Annotated in this window: 14 protein-coding genes; 7 read left to right on the forward strand and 7 right to left on the reverse strand. The window is 68.6% G+C overall.

The window, feature by feature from the left end; genetic code table 11:
* Positions 1–26 precede the first annotated feature (26 nt).
* Positions 27–1,118 (reverse strand): ubiquinol oxidase subunit II, encoded by a 1,092-nt coding sequence (gene cyoA, locus AB4Z01_RS33775; protein WP_441700896.1) that lies wholly within the window; start codon positions 1,116–1,118, stop codon positions 27–29.
* 273 nt (positions 1,119–1,391) lie between these two features.
* Between cyoA and AB4Z01_RS33780 the strand changes: the two genes are divergently transcribed.
* The gene (locus tag AB4Z01_RS33780) at positions 1,392–2,705 is read left to right on the forward strand and encodes an MFS transporter (RefSeq protein ID WP_441700898.1); all 1,314 of its coding nucleotides are present in this window, start codon (positions 1,392–1,394) and stop codon (positions 2,703–2,705) included.
* A 99-nt stretch (positions 2,706–2,804) separates the two neighbouring features.
* Here AB4Z01_RS33780 and AB4Z01_RS33785 read toward each other — a convergent pair whose 3' ends face one another.
* A complete protein-coding gene (locus AB4Z01_RS33785; RefSeq protein ID WP_441700899.1) occupies positions 2,805–3,947 on the reverse strand; it encodes an alpha-hydroxy acid oxidase in 1,143 nt (380 codons plus the stop codon).
* 119 nt (positions 3,948–4,066) lie between these two features.
* Between AB4Z01_RS33785 and AB4Z01_RS33790 the strand changes: the two genes are divergently transcribed.
* Positions 4,067–5,623 (forward strand): D-aminopeptidase, encoded by a 1,557-nt coding sequence (locus tag AB4Z01_RS33790; protein WP_441700901.1) that lies wholly within the window; start codon positions 4,067–4,069, stop codon positions 5,621–5,623.
* Between the two features lie 377 nt (positions 5,624–6,000).
* On the opposite strand, the gene AB4Z01_RS33795 is transcribed toward AB4Z01_RS33790, so the two are convergent.
* Positions 6,001–6,888 (reverse strand): LysR family transcriptional regulator, encoded by an 888-nt coding sequence (locus AB4Z01_RS33795; protein WP_441700903.1) that lies wholly within the window; start codon positions 6,886–6,888, stop codon positions 6,001–6,003.
* A 248-nt stretch (positions 6,889–7,136) separates the two neighbouring features.
* On the opposite strand from AB4Z01_RS33795, the gene AB4Z01_RS33800 reads away from it, so the two are divergent.
* Genes AB4Z01_RS33800 through AB4Z01_RS33815 form a run of 4 tightly spaced genes read left to right on the forward strand, consistent with a single transcriptional unit; the run spans position 7,137 to position 10,520 of the window.
* Positions 7,137–8,006 (forward strand): NmrA family NAD(P)-binding protein, encoded by an 870-nt coding sequence (locus AB4Z01_RS33800; protein WP_441700905.1) that lies wholly within the window; start codon positions 7,137–7,139, stop codon positions 8,004–8,006.
* Between the two features lie 27 nt (positions 8,007–8,033).
* Positions 8,034–8,852, forward strand: coding sequence for a hypothetical protein (locus AB4Z01_RS33805; protein ID WP_441700907.1), 819 nt, complete (start codon positions 8,034–8,036; stop codon positions 8,850–8,852).
* Complete coding sequence (locus tag AB4Z01_RS33810) at positions 8,786–9,616, forward strand: isocitrate lyase/PEP mutase family protein (protein WP_441700909.1); 831 nt, start codon at positions 8,786–8,788, stop codon at positions 9,614–9,616. Before AB4Z01_RS33805 ends, AB4Z01_RS33810 begins: the two co-directional genes overlap by 67 nt.
* A 37-nt stretch (positions 9,617–9,653) precedes the next feature.
* Positions 9,654–10,520 carry a TauD/TfdA dioxygenase family protein gene (locus tag AB4Z01_RS33815; RefSeq protein ID WP_441700911.1) on the forward strand — a complete coding sequence of 289 codons (867 nt, stop codon included), beginning with the start codon at positions 9,654–9,656 and terminating at the stop codon, positions 10,518–10,520.
* Positions 10,521–10,669: 149 nt separating this feature from the next.
* On the opposite strand, the gene AB4Z01_RS33820 is transcribed toward AB4Z01_RS33815, so the two are convergent.
* The 4 genes from AB4Z01_RS33820 to AB4Z01_RS33835 form a co-directional block, all read right to left on the reverse strand.
* Positions 10,670–11,062, reverse strand: coding sequence for a RidA family protein (locus tag AB4Z01_RS33820; protein WP_441700913.1), 393 nt, complete (start codon positions 11,060–11,062; stop codon positions 10,670–10,672).
* 8 nt (positions 11,063–11,070) lie between these two features.
* Positions 11,071–11,919: a carbohydrate ABC transporter permease gene (locus tag AB4Z01_RS33825; protein WP_441700915.1), complete on the reverse strand. Its 849-nt coding sequence runs from the start codon at positions 11,917–11,919 to the stop codon at positions 11,071–11,073.
* Positions 11,920–12,050: 131 nt separating this feature from the next.
* Complete coding sequence (locus AB4Z01_RS33830) at positions 12,051–12,944, reverse strand: carbohydrate ABC transporter permease (protein ID WP_441700916.1); 894 nt, start codon at positions 12,942–12,944, stop codon at positions 12,051–12,053.
* 163 nt (positions 12,945–13,107) lie between these two features.
* Complete coding sequence (locus tag AB4Z01_RS33835) at positions 13,108–14,346, reverse strand: ABC transporter substrate-binding protein (RefSeq protein ID WP_441700918.1); 1,239 nt, start codon at positions 14,344–14,346, stop codon at positions 13,108–13,110.
* A gap of 333 nt (positions 14,347–14,679) precedes the next feature.
* Between AB4Z01_RS33835 and AB4Z01_RS33840 the strand changes: the two genes are divergently transcribed.
* The coding region (locus AB4Z01_RS33840) for an SDR family NAD(P)-dependent oxidoreductase (RefSeq protein WP_441700920.1) at positions 14,680–14,838 on the forward strand (159 nt) is incomplete at its 3' end.

Here is a 14,838-nt window from a genome sequence, read left to right on the forward strand (position 1 = left end):
GGCCGGCGGCGGGCATCGGACGATCGTCACTCGATGCGGCGGGACTCCGCCGAGCGGCTGAACAGGATCCCGTCCGGCAGCCGGCTGTCGGCCATGTCCCCGTCCGTGGTGCAGATCGCCGCGACATAGCTGCGGACCGGGCCGGCACCGCGCCGGACGTCCTTGTCGTGGTTCAGGGCGATGACGTTGTCGATGCCGGCCTTGCCGCCGCCACCGCGGGAATCGATGCTCATCATCTCGTTCATGCACATCTTCGAGCGGTCGACGCACATGTTGAGGATGGCGCCGTAGAGGTCGGGGGCCACGGTGCCGTAGTGGCGCACCGGCTCGCGCTCGCTCGGGCGCTCCAGCGTCAGGTACTCCTCCCGGCTCAGGCTGCCGCCCTCGGCCTTCACCTTCTGCACCCAGCCGTCGAAATCGCCGGCGGCGAGGCCGTGGAAGGTGAAGCGCATGCCGGAGAAGCCGGCGCCGCTGTAATTGGCGGAGAACCCCTCATACTCGCCGGGCTTGTTGATCACGGCGTGCAGCTTCGTCTCCATCCCGGCCATGGCGTAGATCTGCCCCGCCAGCGCCGGCACGTAGAAGGAGTTCATCACGGTGGCCGAGGTGATCTTGAACTGGATCGGCACGTCGACCGGCGCCGCCAGCTCGTTCACCGTGGCGATGCCCTGCTCTGGGTAGAGGAACAGCCACTTCCAGTCGAGCGCCACGACCTCGACCGTCAGCGGCTTCACATCGGCCGCCACCGGACGCCCCGAGTCGATCCGCTCCAGCGGCCGGTACGGGTCGAGCGTGTGGGTGCTGATCCAGGTCAGCGCCCCCAGCGCGATGATGATCACCAGCGGCGCCGACCAGATCACCACCTCGAGCTGAGTCGAATGGTGCCAGTCGGGGTCGTAGGCGGCGTCCTTGTTCGACTGGCGGTACTTCCAGGCGAAGAACAGCGTCAGCGCGATCACCGGCACGATGATCAGCAACATCAGGATCGTGGACACCACGATCAGGTCGCGCTGCTGCACCGCAATATCGCCGGAAGGCGACATAACCACCATGTTGCACCCGCCCAGCATGACCAGGGTCGGAAGCGCAGCGAGACGGCCTAAGGCTTTGATGGGCATGCCGTTGCCTGACAGAAAGAGAACGAAGGGCGCGGGTGCATTACCGAAGCGCACCATGAATAGACAGTGGACAGTTTGTCCTACCAGATGCCCGTTCGCTGCAATGCAACATCGTCGCACCCGGGTTGACGGCAGGGTCTCCGGCGATTCCGGCGCCGCCATTAGGCCGCTCCGGCTCGCTCGGCACGATTTGACGCACCGGAATCCTGGGCCATACTCAAAAAAAGAGAAAGTGGCATCTCGGCCCGGCCCAGCCCCCAGGAGGAACCCTTTATGGCCACTGTCAGTCGAGAACTCGGGTCCCCGACCGCCGCGCCACGGCACCGCGCAGGTGTCCCCCCCGGCGAGATCGCGATCGGCGTCGTGATCGGCCGGACCGCGGAATTCTTCGACTTCTTCGTCTACGCCATCGCCTCGGTGCTCGTCTTCCCGCGGTTCTTCTTCCCGCAGGCGACGCCGCTGGACGCGATGCTCTACTCCTTCGCCGTCTTCGCGCTGGCCTTCGTCGCCCGCCCGTTCGGGTCGGTCCTGTTCATGGAGATCGACCGGCGGCACGGCCGCAGCGTCAAGCTGACCATAGCGATGTTCCTGCTCGGCAGCTCGACCGCGGCGATGGCCTTCCTGCCCGGTACCGAGGACATCGGCCCGGCCGCGATCGTGCTGCTGTCGCTGTGCCGCATCGGCCAGGGGCTGGCCCTGGGCGGCGCCTGGGACGGCCTGGCCTCGCTGCTGGCGCTGAACGCGCCGCAGAACCGGCGCGGCTGGTACGCGATGATGCCCCAGCTCGGCGCCCCGCTCGGCTTCATGCTGGCCAGCGCGCTGTTCGCCTTCTTCCTGGTCAACCTCTCGACCCCGGACTTTGTCGACTGGGGCTGGCGCTACCCGTTCTTCGTCGCCTTCGCGATCAACGTGGTGGCTCTGTTCGCCCGGCTGCGCCTGGTGGTGACCGAGCAGTTCGAGCGGCTGTACGAGAGCAAGGACCTGGAGGCGCTGAGCGTGCCCGAGACGCTGAAGCACCAGGGCCACAACATCCTGGTCGGGGCCTTCGTGCCGCTGGCCACCTTCGCCCTGTTCCACCTGGTGACGGTGTTCCCGCTGAGCTGGGTGACGCTGTACACCGACCACAACCCCGGCAACTTCCTGATGACCGAGTTCGTCGGCGCCATCCTCGGCACGGTGATGATCGTCGTCTCGGGGCTGATCGCCGACCGCACCGGCCGGCGCACCCTGCTGGCGGCCTGCGCGGTGCTGATCGCGATCTTCAGCTTCGTCACGCCGATGCTGCTCGGCGGCGGGCCGACGGCGCGGTCGGCCTTCGTCATCCTCGGCTTCGGCCTGCTGGGCCTGTCCTTCGGCCAGGCGGCCGGCGCGGTGGCGTCGAACTTCCCGAACAACCAGCGCTACACCGCCTCGGCCCTGACCTCGGACCTGGCCTGGATGGTCGGCGCCGGCTTCGCCCCGCTGGTCGCCCTCGCCCTGGCCAGCCAGTTCGGCCTGGCGCTGGTCGGCGCCTATCTCCTGTCCGGCGCCGTCTGCACCCTGGCCGCGCTGCGGGTCAACAAGGAGCTGGAGCTGCGGGGGAACTGACCGAGTCCGTAGGTTGGGTTCGCATTCCGCGAACCCAACACTCGGCTCGATGGCACCCTGTTGGGTTCGCCATTGGCGAACCCAACCTATGCGACGCTCTCAGCCCCGGATCACCAGGCTGCTGCGGTCGACCTTGGTGATGTCGCCGGTGCCGGTCAGCGCCATGCTGATGTCCAGCTCCTTGCGCATGATCTCCAGCGCCTTGGTCACGCCGGCCTCGCCCATCGCCGCCAGGCCGTAGAGGAAGGCCTTGCCCATCAGGCAGCCGCGGGCGCCCAGCGCCACCGCCCTCAGGATGTCCTGGCCGGACTGGATGCCGCCGTCGAACAGCACCTCGGTCCGGTCGCCGATCGCCTGGACGATGCCCGGCAGGGCCGAGATCGAGGACCGCGCGCCGTCCAGCTGCCGGCCGCCATGGTTGGAGACGACGACCGCGTCGGCACCGGTCGCGGCCGCGATCTTCGCATCCTCCTCGTCCAGCACGCCCTTCAGGATCAGCTTGCCAGGCCAGAGGCTGCGCACCCATTCGACATCCTTCCAGCTCAAGGAGGCGTCGAACTGGCTGGCGGTCCATTCCGAGAGGGTCTTCAGGGTGTCCGCCCCCTTCACCTGACCTTCGAGGTTGCCGAAGCTGCGGCGCTTGCCGAACAGCACCTTCATTGCCCAGGCCGGCTTGGTGGCGATGTCGAGCGCGTTGGCCAGCGTCAGCCGCGGCGGCACGGCGAGGCCGTTCTTCAGGTCGCGGTGGCGCTGGCCCTGGATCTGCAGGTCGAGCGTCAGCACCAGGGCCGAGCACTGCGCTGCCTTGGCGCGCTCGATCAGCGACTGCGAGAAGCCGCGGTCACGCATGACGTAGAGCTGGAACCAGAACGGCTTCTTGACCGCCGCGCGCACATCCTCGATCGAGCAGATCGACATGGTCGACAGGCAGAACGGGATGCCGAAGGCCTGTGCCGCGCGGGCGCCGAGGATCTCGCCGTCGCCATGGAACAGGCCGGTCAGGCCGGTCGGCGCGATCGCCAGCGGCATGGTCACGTCCTCGCCCAGCATCGTGGTCGCGACCGAGCGCTTGTCGACGTCGATCATCACCCGCTGGCGCAGGCCGATCGCGGCCAAGTCCGCCCGGTTCGCCCGCAGCGTCACCTCGTCATAGGAGCCGCGGTCGGCATAGTCGAAGATCGCGCGCGGGATGCGCCGGGCCGCCAGCGCTCTGAGGTCCTGGATACTGGTGATCGTGGGCATGGGGTTCTTCTGGGACAAAGTTTTATGTCTGATAAATCGCGCGGCAGCGGCTGTCACCCGCAATTCCCGCCGTGGCCATCTTTACACATCCCGGCCGGCACGCCAGGGTGGCGGCCATCATGACGACGCCCCTCTCCCGCCTCGACCGCGCCCTGGCCGGCCTCCCCCGCAGCTTTCCCGGACCGGGCGGCGGCGCCGCCGTGCTGCGCGACGGCGAAATCCTCGCCCGCCACGCCTGGGGCTGGGCCAATGCCGAGCGGCGCATCCCGTTCACGCCGCAATCGCTGTTCCGGATGTGCTCGGTCACCAAGCAGTTCACCTGTGGCCTGGTGCTCGACGCCTTCCCGGACCCGACGGTGCTGGACGGCGATGTCCGCGCCCGCCTGCCGCTGCTGGAGGGCGAGGCGCCGGGCGCGCTGCACCTGTGCCACAACCAGTCCGGCCTGCGCGACTATTGGGCGGTGGCGATGCTGCACGGCGCGCCGGCAGAATCGCCTTTCGGCGACCGCGAGGCGGCGAAGGTGATCGCCGGCACCCGGTCGCTGCACTTCGCGCCCGGCAGCCGCTACTCCTACGTCAACCAGAACTTCCGGCTGCTCTCCGATATCCTCGAAGCGCGCACCGGCCGCAGCTTCGCCGAGCTGCTGCGCAGCCGGATCTTCGACCGGGCCGGCATGGGCAGCGCCTTCCTGGCCGCCGACACCCGCGCCATGCCGGACGGCACCGAGGGCTATGAGGGCACCCAGGCCGGCGGCTTCCGCGCCGCCGAGAACCGGGTGCTGTGGACCGGCGATGCCGGGCTCGGCGCCAGCCTGGACGACATGATCGCCTGGGAGCGCCACATCGATGCCACCCGCGACGATCCCGAGGCGCTGTACAGCCGCCTTTCGGCGCCGGTGACGTTCTCGAACGGCGCCGCCGCGCCCTACGGCTTCGGCCTGGGCCGGACGACCGAGTTCGGCCGCCCCATCACCGGCCATGGCGGCGCGTTGCGCGGCTGGCGCAGCCATCGCCTGCATGTGCCGTCGGAGCGCATCTCCGTCGTCGTCCTGTTCAATCACCTGTCCGACGCCAATGCCGCGGCGCTCGACCTGCTGGCCGCATTGCTGGGCGAGGAGCGCGCCAAACCCGCCACCGACCTGCCCGCGCCGGACTGGCTCGGCAGCTACATCGAGCCGGAGACGGGACTGTCGGCTCGCGTCGACATGGCCGAGGGCCGGGTGCGGCTGCGCTTCGGCCATTCGGCGGAGAAGCTGGACCTGCAGCCGGACGGAAGCGCCGGCAGCGGCCGGACCCGGCTGCGCCCCGCCGCGGACGGGCTGTGGCTGGACCGGCCGCAGGAGAACCAGAGCTCGCGCCTCGTGCCCTGCGATGGCGAATCCGCCACCGATCTCAGCGGCCGCTACCGCTGCGCCGAGCTGGATGCCGAGCTGGAGGTGGTCGATGCCGGCGGCGCGCTCTATGGCGGCTTCTCCGGCTTCCTCGGCCAGAGCCGGATGGAGCTGCTGGCCCCGGTCGGGCCGGATGTCTGGACCCTGCCCTGCCCGCGCGCGCTGGACCACACTCCGCCCGGCGACTGGACCCTGGCCTTCCGCCGCGACGGCACCGGCCGGGTGAAAGAGGTCGAGGTCGGCTGCTGGCTGGCGCGCCGGCTGCGCTACGAACGGATCGGCTAGAGTCCAGACTTGGAATCGTGAAGGACACCCCGGAGCGGTCGGCTTTGTGTTGCCTCTCTCGCAAGCGGGACCTTTTTGGAATCCAGCCACCCGGCTCGACTATGCCTTCAATCCTCCCCCTCCCCTTGCGGGAGGGGGCTAGGGGGAGGGGTCTGCGCGCGTCCGCGCGCATGGGCAGTGAACAGAGGTCGCCATCAGTGCCGGTCCTCCGATGATCCAGGCCGGCTCGAGCCGAGAGACCCCCTCCCCCTGCCCCCTCCCGCGGGGGGAGGGGGAGGATAAAAAGTCTATGCCGGAAGGACGGAAGTTATTCTGAAAAGTCTCGCAAGCGGCAGAGGCAATCAGCCCCTGCCTGAACCCGGATCAGCCTTTCGGTCCTAAAGCCGCCGCAGGTCCAGGGTCTCGGCCAGGAAATCGACGAACAGGCGGGTCTTGGCCGGCGGCARCCGTGTGGCCGGCCAGACCGCGTGGATCGGCACCTTCGGCACCTCGTATTCGGTCAGGATCGGCTCCACCGCGCCGCGGTCGACCAGCGCGCGGATCTGCCACAGCGGCGTGAAGCCGATGCCGAGCCCTTCCGCCACCGCGGCATAGGTCGCCGCCGTGTTGTCGGCCCGGAGCCGGCCGTTGACCCGGACAGTCCGGGTGCGGCCGCCGATCCGGAACGGCCAGGCCTCGCCCTCGGCCGTGCGGACGACGCATTGATGCCCGGCCAGCTCGTCCGGATGACGCGGCCGGCCGTGCCGGTCGAAATAGGCCGGGGCGCCGAACGCCACCCGCCGCAGCGCGCCGAGCCGCCGGGCCTTGAGCGCGGAATCCGGCAGGTCGCCGATCCGCACCGCCAGGTCGACCGTGCCCTCCGCCAGGTCGATGAAGCGGTCCGAGAGCTTCAGCTCCACCTCGATCCGCGGGTGGCGCCGCATGAAGCCGGCAACCACCGGCACGAGGTGGGCCGGCGTGAATAGCACCGGCGCGCTGATCCGCAGCAGGCCGGACGGCTCCGCCCGGCGCTCCGCCGCCTCCGCCCGCGCCTCCAGGATCTCCGCCAGCGCCGGCTTCACCCGCTGATAGAAGGCGAGGCCGGCATCGGTCGGCGTCGACCGCCGGGTGGTCCGCTGCACCAGCGCCACGCCCAGCCCCTGCTCCAGCGTCGCCAGCGACCGGCTGACCGATTGCAGCGACCGGCGCAGGTCGCGCGCCGCGGCGCTCAGCCCGCCGGCCTCGACCACGGCGACGAAGGCCGCGAGATCGTCCAGCCGGTCCATGGGTGTCCCCTCGGATTGAGACCCTTCCCTTCACCGTCATTGCGAGGAGGCGAAGCCGACGAAGCAATCCATGCCGCCGCTCTTACGGCCCTGGATTGCTTCCCCCCGGCTCAAGGCCGGGGTCGCAATGACGATCTTGGGATTCGCAAGAGCCTCTCGTATTGCGAGAGAATGTATCACGGCTATCGCCCATTCTCACGGAAACCGGATCATCCAAGATCATCTCCATCGTCAGCTGGAGATCGACCATGAGCCCTCCCACCATTCTCGTCGTCGGCGCGGCCGGCCGGTTCGCCGGCCTGGTGGTGCCCGAGTTGGCCCGCCGCGGCGTCATCGTCCGCGGCCTGGTGCGCGACGACGCCAAGGCTGCCGTCGCCCGGGCCGGCGGCGCCGCCGAAATCGCCTTCGGCGACCTGCGCGACCGGCCCAGCCTCGACGCCGCTTTGCGCGGGGTCGACGGCGTCTTCCACATCGGCCCGGCCTTCGCGCCGGACGAGGCCGAGCTCGGCATCGCCATGGTCGAAGCCGCCCGGCACGCCGGGGTCCGGCGCTTCGTCTTCTCCTCGGTGATCCAGGCGACCAACATCGCGCTGGCCAACCACGCCAGCAAGATCCCCGTCGAAGCCGCGCTCCACCGCTCCGGCATGCAGTACACGATCCTGCAGCCGACCAACCTGATGCAGAACATCGGCGCCGCCTGGCCCGGCGTGCTGGCCGGCGGCGTCTTCGCCGAGCCCTTCCCGAAGACGGCGCGGGTGGCGCGGGTCGACTATCGCGACGTGGCCGAGGCCGCGGCGATCGCCCTGACCGGCGACCGGCTGGCCTATGGCAGCTTCGAGCTCTGCGCCGACGGGATGCCGGACCGGGAAGAGATCGCGGCGCTGATGAGCGCGGCGCTGGGCCGCCCGGTCGTGGCCGCCGAGCCGACCTTTGCCGATTGGGTGGCGGCGGCCCGGCCGCCCTATGATTCGCGGCAGCTGGCGCTGCTGGAGAAAGTCTTCGCCCACTACGCCGCCCATGGCCAGGCGGGCAACAGCCTGGTGGCCCGCGCCGTCCTCGGCCGCGAGCCGCGGACGCTGCGAAGCTACATCCACGAGTTGGCCGCCGCCGCGCGCTGAGCCCGGCCCTCAACGGAGATCGAAGCGATGTCGACACTGCACCCGTCGGGCGCGGTCCCCACCGTCCTGCGCCCGGCCGCCCCCTCCCCGGCGGCCGCGATGACCACCCCGCTGCAGCTGCTGTTCGCCACGTCGGTCGGGGTCGTCGTGCTCAACCTCTATGCCTCGCAGCCGCTGATCGGGCTGATCGGCCCTGCCCTGGGGCTGGCCCCGGCCACGGCCAGCCTGGTGACCACCCTGACCCTGCTGGCCTATGCCGCGGGGCTGGTGCTGCTGGTGCCGCTGGTCGACCTGCTGGCCAATCGCCGGCTGATCGTCGCCACGCTGGCGGTCGATGTGGCCGCCCTGGCCGTGGCGGCGACCGCGACCTCGACGCCGGTGTTCCTGGCCGCGTCGGTGCTGATCGGCCTGGCCTCGACCGCGATCCAGATGCTGGTGCCGATCGCCGCCATCGCTGGGCCTGCTCGCCGCCGCGGCGGTGCTGCTGGACGCCGGCGTGGTGGCGAACCAGATCCTCGGGCGGCATGCGATCAACACGCTGCAGCCGGAGGCGCGCGGCCGGCTGAACGGGCTCTACACCGGCTTGTTCTTCATCGGCGGCTCCGCCGGCGCGGCGATCGCGGGCCTGGCCTGGGCCTGGGGTGGCTGGGCCGCGATCTGCGGCGCCGGGCTGGTGTTCGCTCTTGTGGCCTCGGCGGTGCCCCCGGCCGACCGGCGGAGGGCTTGACCGCATCGGAACGAAAGTCGAACATGACGCCAGAAACCATGCGGAGGACACGATGCCCAGCCAGACCGAAAAGGCCCTCGCCTTCCAGCGCCTGCACGCGCGGCCGGGTGTCTTCGTGATCCCGAACCCCTGGGATGCGGGCAGCGCGAAGCTGCTGGCCGGGCTGAGCTTTGAGGCGCTGGCCACCACCAGCGCCGGCCATGCCTTCACCCTCGGCCGCAACGACGGCGCGCAGAAGGTCAGCCGGGAGGAGACCCTGGCCAATGCCCGGGCCATCGTCGAGGCCACCGCCCTGCCGGTCTCGGCCGATCTCGAGAACGGCTTCGGCGATGCGCCCGAGGCGGCAGCGGAGACCATCCGCCAGGCTGCCGCCATTGGGCTGGTCGGCGGGTCGATCGAGGACGCCACCGGCCGCGACGACGACCCGATCTACAGCCTGGACCTGGCGGTGGAGCGGGTGCGCGCGGCGGTGGCGGCGGCACGGTCCCTGCCCTTCCCCTTCACCCTGACGGCGCGGGCCGAGAATTTCCTGCACGGCCGCCGCGACCTGGCCGACACGATCCGCCGGCTGCAGGCGTTCCAGGAGGCCGGCGCCGATGTGCTCTATGCCCCCGGCCTGGCGACGCGGGAGGAGATCCAGGCGGTGGTGCAGGCGGTCGACCGGCCGGTGAATGTGGTGATGGGGCTGGTCGGCGCCCGCTTCACCGTGGCGGAGCTGGGCGAGATGGGCGTGAAGCGGATCAGTGTCGGCGGGTCGCTGGCCCGGGCCGCGCTGGGCGGCTTCCTGCGCGCCGCCCGCGAGATCAAGGACCAGGGCAGCTTCGGCTATGCCGCCGATGCGGTGCCGCACAAGGAGATCAACGCCCTGTTCGGCCAATCGTAAGTTCCGGCGCGCCGGATCGGGTGACTATACTGCCGCCATGACCAGCTCTCGCTTCACCATCCGGCCGATGGCCGGGTCGCTCGGTGCCGACATCGATCTCGCCGGCCCGGTCGACGACACGCTCTTCGCCGCGATCCGCCAGGCCCTGGACGATCACCTGGTGATCCACCTGCACGGGCTCGACCTGGCGCCGGAGGACCTGGTGGCGCTGACCCGCCGCTTCGGCACCATCAGCCGGGCGCCCTACATCACGCATATGGCCGAGCATCCGGACGTCGTCGCCGTGAAGAAGTCGGCCGACGAGCGCAAGGTCAGCACCTTCGGCAATGCCTGGCATTCGGATTTCAGCTTCCTCGACCAGCCGCCGATGGCGTCGCTGCTCTATGCCAGCCACGTGCCGAGCCATGGCGGCGACACGCTGTTCGCCAATATGTACGCCGCCTATGACGCGCTGTCGGACGGGCTGAAGGCAGTGCTGGACGGGCTCGACGCCATGCATTCCGGCAAGCCCTACGGCATCGGCGGCGTGCCCGGCAATGTCTCGGTTTCGCAGTCGATCGGCATCGAGCGCAACCGGCCGGAGGCGGATCGCGAGATCGCCCATCCGGTGGTGCGGGTCCATCCCGGCACCGGCCGCAAGGCGCTGTTCATCAATTCGATCTACACCCAGCGCTTCGCCGGCATGACGGTGGAGGAGAGCAAGCCGCTGCTCGACTTCCTCTACGGCCATGCGATCCGGCCGGAATTCACCTGCCGGCTGCGCTGGAAGGCCGGCGACCTGGCGATCTGGGACAACCGCTGCACCCTGCACTACGCCGTCAACGACTATGACGGCCAGGACCGCCTCCTGTACCGCACCATGGTGCAGGGCGAACGGCCGGTCCCGGCGGTGCCGCGGGCGTAAGGGCGGGTCGCGGGGCGTCCCCTTCCTGTCATTGCCGGGCTTGACCCGGCAATCCAGGGGCCACCAAGAACCGCTCTGGCCGCCCCTGAATCCTCGGGTCAAGCCCGAGGATGACAAAAAATAGAATAGAGACCTAAGCCAAACCCGCCTCAGCCCGCCGGCTTATACGCGATCGCCTCGACCTCGACCTTGCAGTCGATCATCATGTCGGCGCGGACGCAGGACCGCGCCGGACGGTCGCCGGTGAAGTAGCTGTCATAGGTGCGGTTGAAGGCGGCGAAGTCGCGGGTGTCGTCCAGCCAGGCCGTGACCTTGATCACGTCGTCCAGCGTGCAGCCGGCCAGGGCCAGCGCCGCCTGGACGTTCTTCATCGTCTGGTGGGTCTGGATCTCGATCCCGCCGGCCACGACCACGCCGTTCTCGTCGAACGGCACCTGGCCCGAGACATAGACATAGTCGCCGGCCCGCACGGCCTTGGAGAAGGGCAGCTTCTGCCCGCCGGCACCGGTGACGGTGGTTCCGAAATGCTCGCGCTTGCTCATGGGTCTTCCTATTTGACGGCGCCGAGGGCCAGGCCGCGCACCAGATAGCGCTGCAGCCAGGCGAAGACGATGGCGACGGGGATCGTCGCCAGGAACGTCGCGGCCATGACGTGATGCCATTCGATCGTATAGCGGCCGGCGACGAGCGAGAAAATCTTGATCGGCAAGGTGTGCGTCTCCGGCGCGCGCAGCAGGCTCAGCGCGACGGCAAATTCGTTCCAGGCGTTGATGAAGGTGAAGATCGCCGTGACGACCATGGCCGGCGCCGCCAGCGGCAGGAACACCCGGATCACGGTGCGGAAGCGCGACGCACCCTCCAGCCACGCCGCCTCCTCCAGGTCCAGCGGGATGGTGGCGAAATAGCTCTGCAGCATCCAGACGGCGAAGGCGATGTTGAAGCCGGCATAGACCAGCACCAGCGAATCGACCGACCCGACCAGGCCGAGCCAGGCGACCAGGCGGAACAGCCCGATCACCAGCACGATCGGCGACAGCATCTGGGTGATCAGCAGGAAGTCGCGGTACAGCCCCTGCCCCGGGGAGCGGTAGCGCGACATGGCATAGGCGGCGGGGATGCTGACCGCCAGCGCCAGCAGCGTCGCCAGGGTCGCGGCGTAGAGGCTGTTCAGCAGGGCGGTGCCGAAATCGGTCGCCTGCCACATGGTGACGAAGTTCTCCCAGGCGATCCGGCTGGGCAGCCAGGACGGGTCGGCGGAGAGGACTTCCGCCGCCGGCTTCAGCGCGGTGGCGATCATCACCGCGAAGGGGAACAGCACCACCACGATCAGCGGCGACAGCGCCAGCCAGCACAGGATGCTCTTCTTAAGCATGGTGGCCAGCGAGTTGAATTTTTTCATTGTCATTGCCGGGCTTGACCCGGCAATCCAGAAGCTGTCGACAGTCTCTGGATGCCCGGGTCAAGCCCGGGCATGACAATTTGAGGCTGACCTGCACTTGGCACCTCGACCTCTTAATTCCCGGACAACTCCTAAGCATCGCGCTCGCCCTTCATCGCCATGCGCAGATAGATCAAGGTGAAGACCAGCAGGATGGCGAACATGATCAGCGAGATCGATGCCGCCTCGCCCATCTTCCCGAGCGTGAAGGCCAGCTTGTACAGGTAGGTGACCAGGATCTGCGTCGAATCCGACGGCCCGCCCCCGGTCAGCACCCAGATGATCGGGAAGGAGTTGAAGACGTAGATGATGTTCAGCACCACCGCCATGTTGATGAAGGGCCGCATCAGCGGCAGCGTCAGGGTGCGGAAGCGCTGCCAGGACGAGGCGCCGTCGGTCGACGCCGCCTCGTAGATGTCGCTCGGGATCGACGACAGGCCGCCGAGGAAGATCGTCACCGTGAACGGGACCGACACCAGGATGCCGATCAGGATCTGGATCGGGAAGGCGGTGGCGGCCGAGGCCAGCCACACGACCTTCTGGTCGATCACGCCGAGATCCTGCAGCGTCAGGTTCAACAGGCCGGATTCACCGTTCAGCGCCCAGCGCCAGACGATCGCCATCATGGTCAGCGACACCGACCAGGGCAGCATCACGATCACCCGGGCGATGCCGCGGCCGTAGAACTCGGTGTTCAGGATCAGCGCCACGGGCACCGAGACCAGCACCGTCCCGAACACCACCGCGGCGGTCCAGACCAGGGTCCGCACCAGGCTGTCCAGGAATAGCGGGTCTGCCAGGACGCTGCCGAGATTGGTGAAGCCGGTGAAGTCGCGCAGCTGGCCGAAGCGGTTGACCTGGTGCGAGGCGACGGTCAGCAGGTCCCACACCGGATAGGCGATGATGAACGCCGCCAGCAGGAAGCTCGGCAGGATCAGCAGGATCGGCGTCAGGCCGGGGATGCGCGCGGCCAGGGGAGCGGTCATCGGATCGGGATGCCTCGTCACACTCCATAATCCCGTCATTCCCGCGAAAGCGGGAATCTCTCGCCATTCCCAGAAGGATCGGAAAGAGATCCCCGCTTTCGCGGGGATGACGGAATGAGTTTGTTGGGTCCTATTGGTGAAACGCCACCGACCGCGCCCGCGCCTACTTCGCGCCCAGAACCCCATTCGCCTGCTCGGCGGCGGCCTTCAACGCCTCCTCCGGCTTGGCCTCGCCGAGATAGATCTTCTGCATCGCCCGGCCGGTGGCGTCGGCGATCTCCTCCCACCCGGCGATGGTCGGGGCGAACTTGGCGTTCGGCAGCATCGCGGTGAAGACCTTGAGGTTCGGGTCGTCGGTGAAGTAGGGCAGCTTGGCCACGGCCTGGTTCTCGGTCAGGAAGCCCTCATTGACCGTGAACTTCTCGCGCCAGTCGTTCTGGAACAGGAAGTCCATGAACTTCCAGGCCTCGTCCTTCACCTTGGAGTTGTCGAACAGCACGATCGAGTCGGTGACCGCATAGGTCGCCGAGGTGGTGCCCTTCGGCACCGGCGCCACGCCGTATTTCAGGTTCGGCGCCTCGGTCTTGATCTGGCTGGCCAGGAACGGCGCGGTGAACATCATGCCGATGCGGCCCTGCTTGAACAGGTTCTGCACGTCCTCGCGGTTGTAGGCGGTGACGCCTGGCTCGGTCAGCCCGTCATCGATCAGCTGCTTGTACAGGGTCGCGGCCTTGATCGCGGCCGGGCTGTCGACTCCGCTCTTGCCGTCGGCCACGATGTCGCCGCCGAAGCTCCACATCGCATAGTAGAAATAGACGTCGGTCTCGATCTCCTTGCCCTGCAGGCCGAAGGCGTAGGTGTCTTTGGCCCCGAGCGCCTTGATCTTCTTCGCATCCTCGACCAGCTCGTCCCACGTGGCCGGCGGGGCGGCGATGCCCGCCTTCTCGAAGATCTCCTTGTTGTAGTACATGGCGCGGGCCGAGGAGGCGATCGGCAGGCCGTAGGTCTTGCCGTCCAGCACGCCGGGCGCGAAGAAGGTCGGGATGAAGCGCGCCTTGAAGTCGGCGGTCATATAGCCGTCGAGCGGCGCGACCACGCCCTGCTGCACGAAATCGACCAGCCAGCGCGTGCCGATGATGGCCAGGTCGGCATTGGCGTTGCCGGAGATGTCGGTGGTCAGCTTCTGCTGCAGCACGTCCCAGGGCACCACCTCGATCTTGATATCGGTGCCGGGGTTCTTCGCCTCGAAGGCCTTCGCCGCCTCCTCGAAATAGGGGCCGGTCTTCGAGCTGTACTCCGCCACCGTCACCCGCACCTCGGCGGCGACGGCGGATGCCGCGGCCAGGGCCGCCAGGATCGTGGCGCCCGCGCCGAGGAGCACGGACCGGAACGCATGCTGCATGGAGAGCCTCCTGTTTCGGCGGCGCCACATTCTGAGGACGCCAAGCCGCGCGAGATCGCAATTTGGAACCGGAAAGCCGGGGAGCGGCCGCGCCCGGCTTTTCGCCGGAACCGCTCTGGATGTAACTCTCTTACAATCCTGGACAGGACGCAATTCGGAAGTGGCGATCCGCCGCCGATCGGTCCGCTATCCCGCAGCAGTGCTGAAATCTTCGGACAAATCGAGACTCCACGCCGATGCTGCAGCGCACACACGCATCGGCCGTCTTGTAAGTTTCAAACATTGGGCTACCATCGGCTTGTCACCTCTCGCCACAGGCCGGAAAACACAGCCATGACGCGCTTCCAGACCGTTCTCGTCACCGGGGCGCTCGGCGGCATCGGCGGGGCGATCGTCGACCATTTCGCGGCGGCCGGGGCGACGCTGATCCTGTCCGACCGCGACGCCGCGGCGCTGGAGGCACGCGTCGCCAGGCTGGCCGAAGCCGGCACC

Source organism: Inquilinus sp. YAF38 (genome assembly GCF_052113205.1).
Classification (GTDB): Bacteria; Pseudomonadota; Alphaproteobacteria; order DSM-16000; family Inquilinaceae; genus Inquilinus.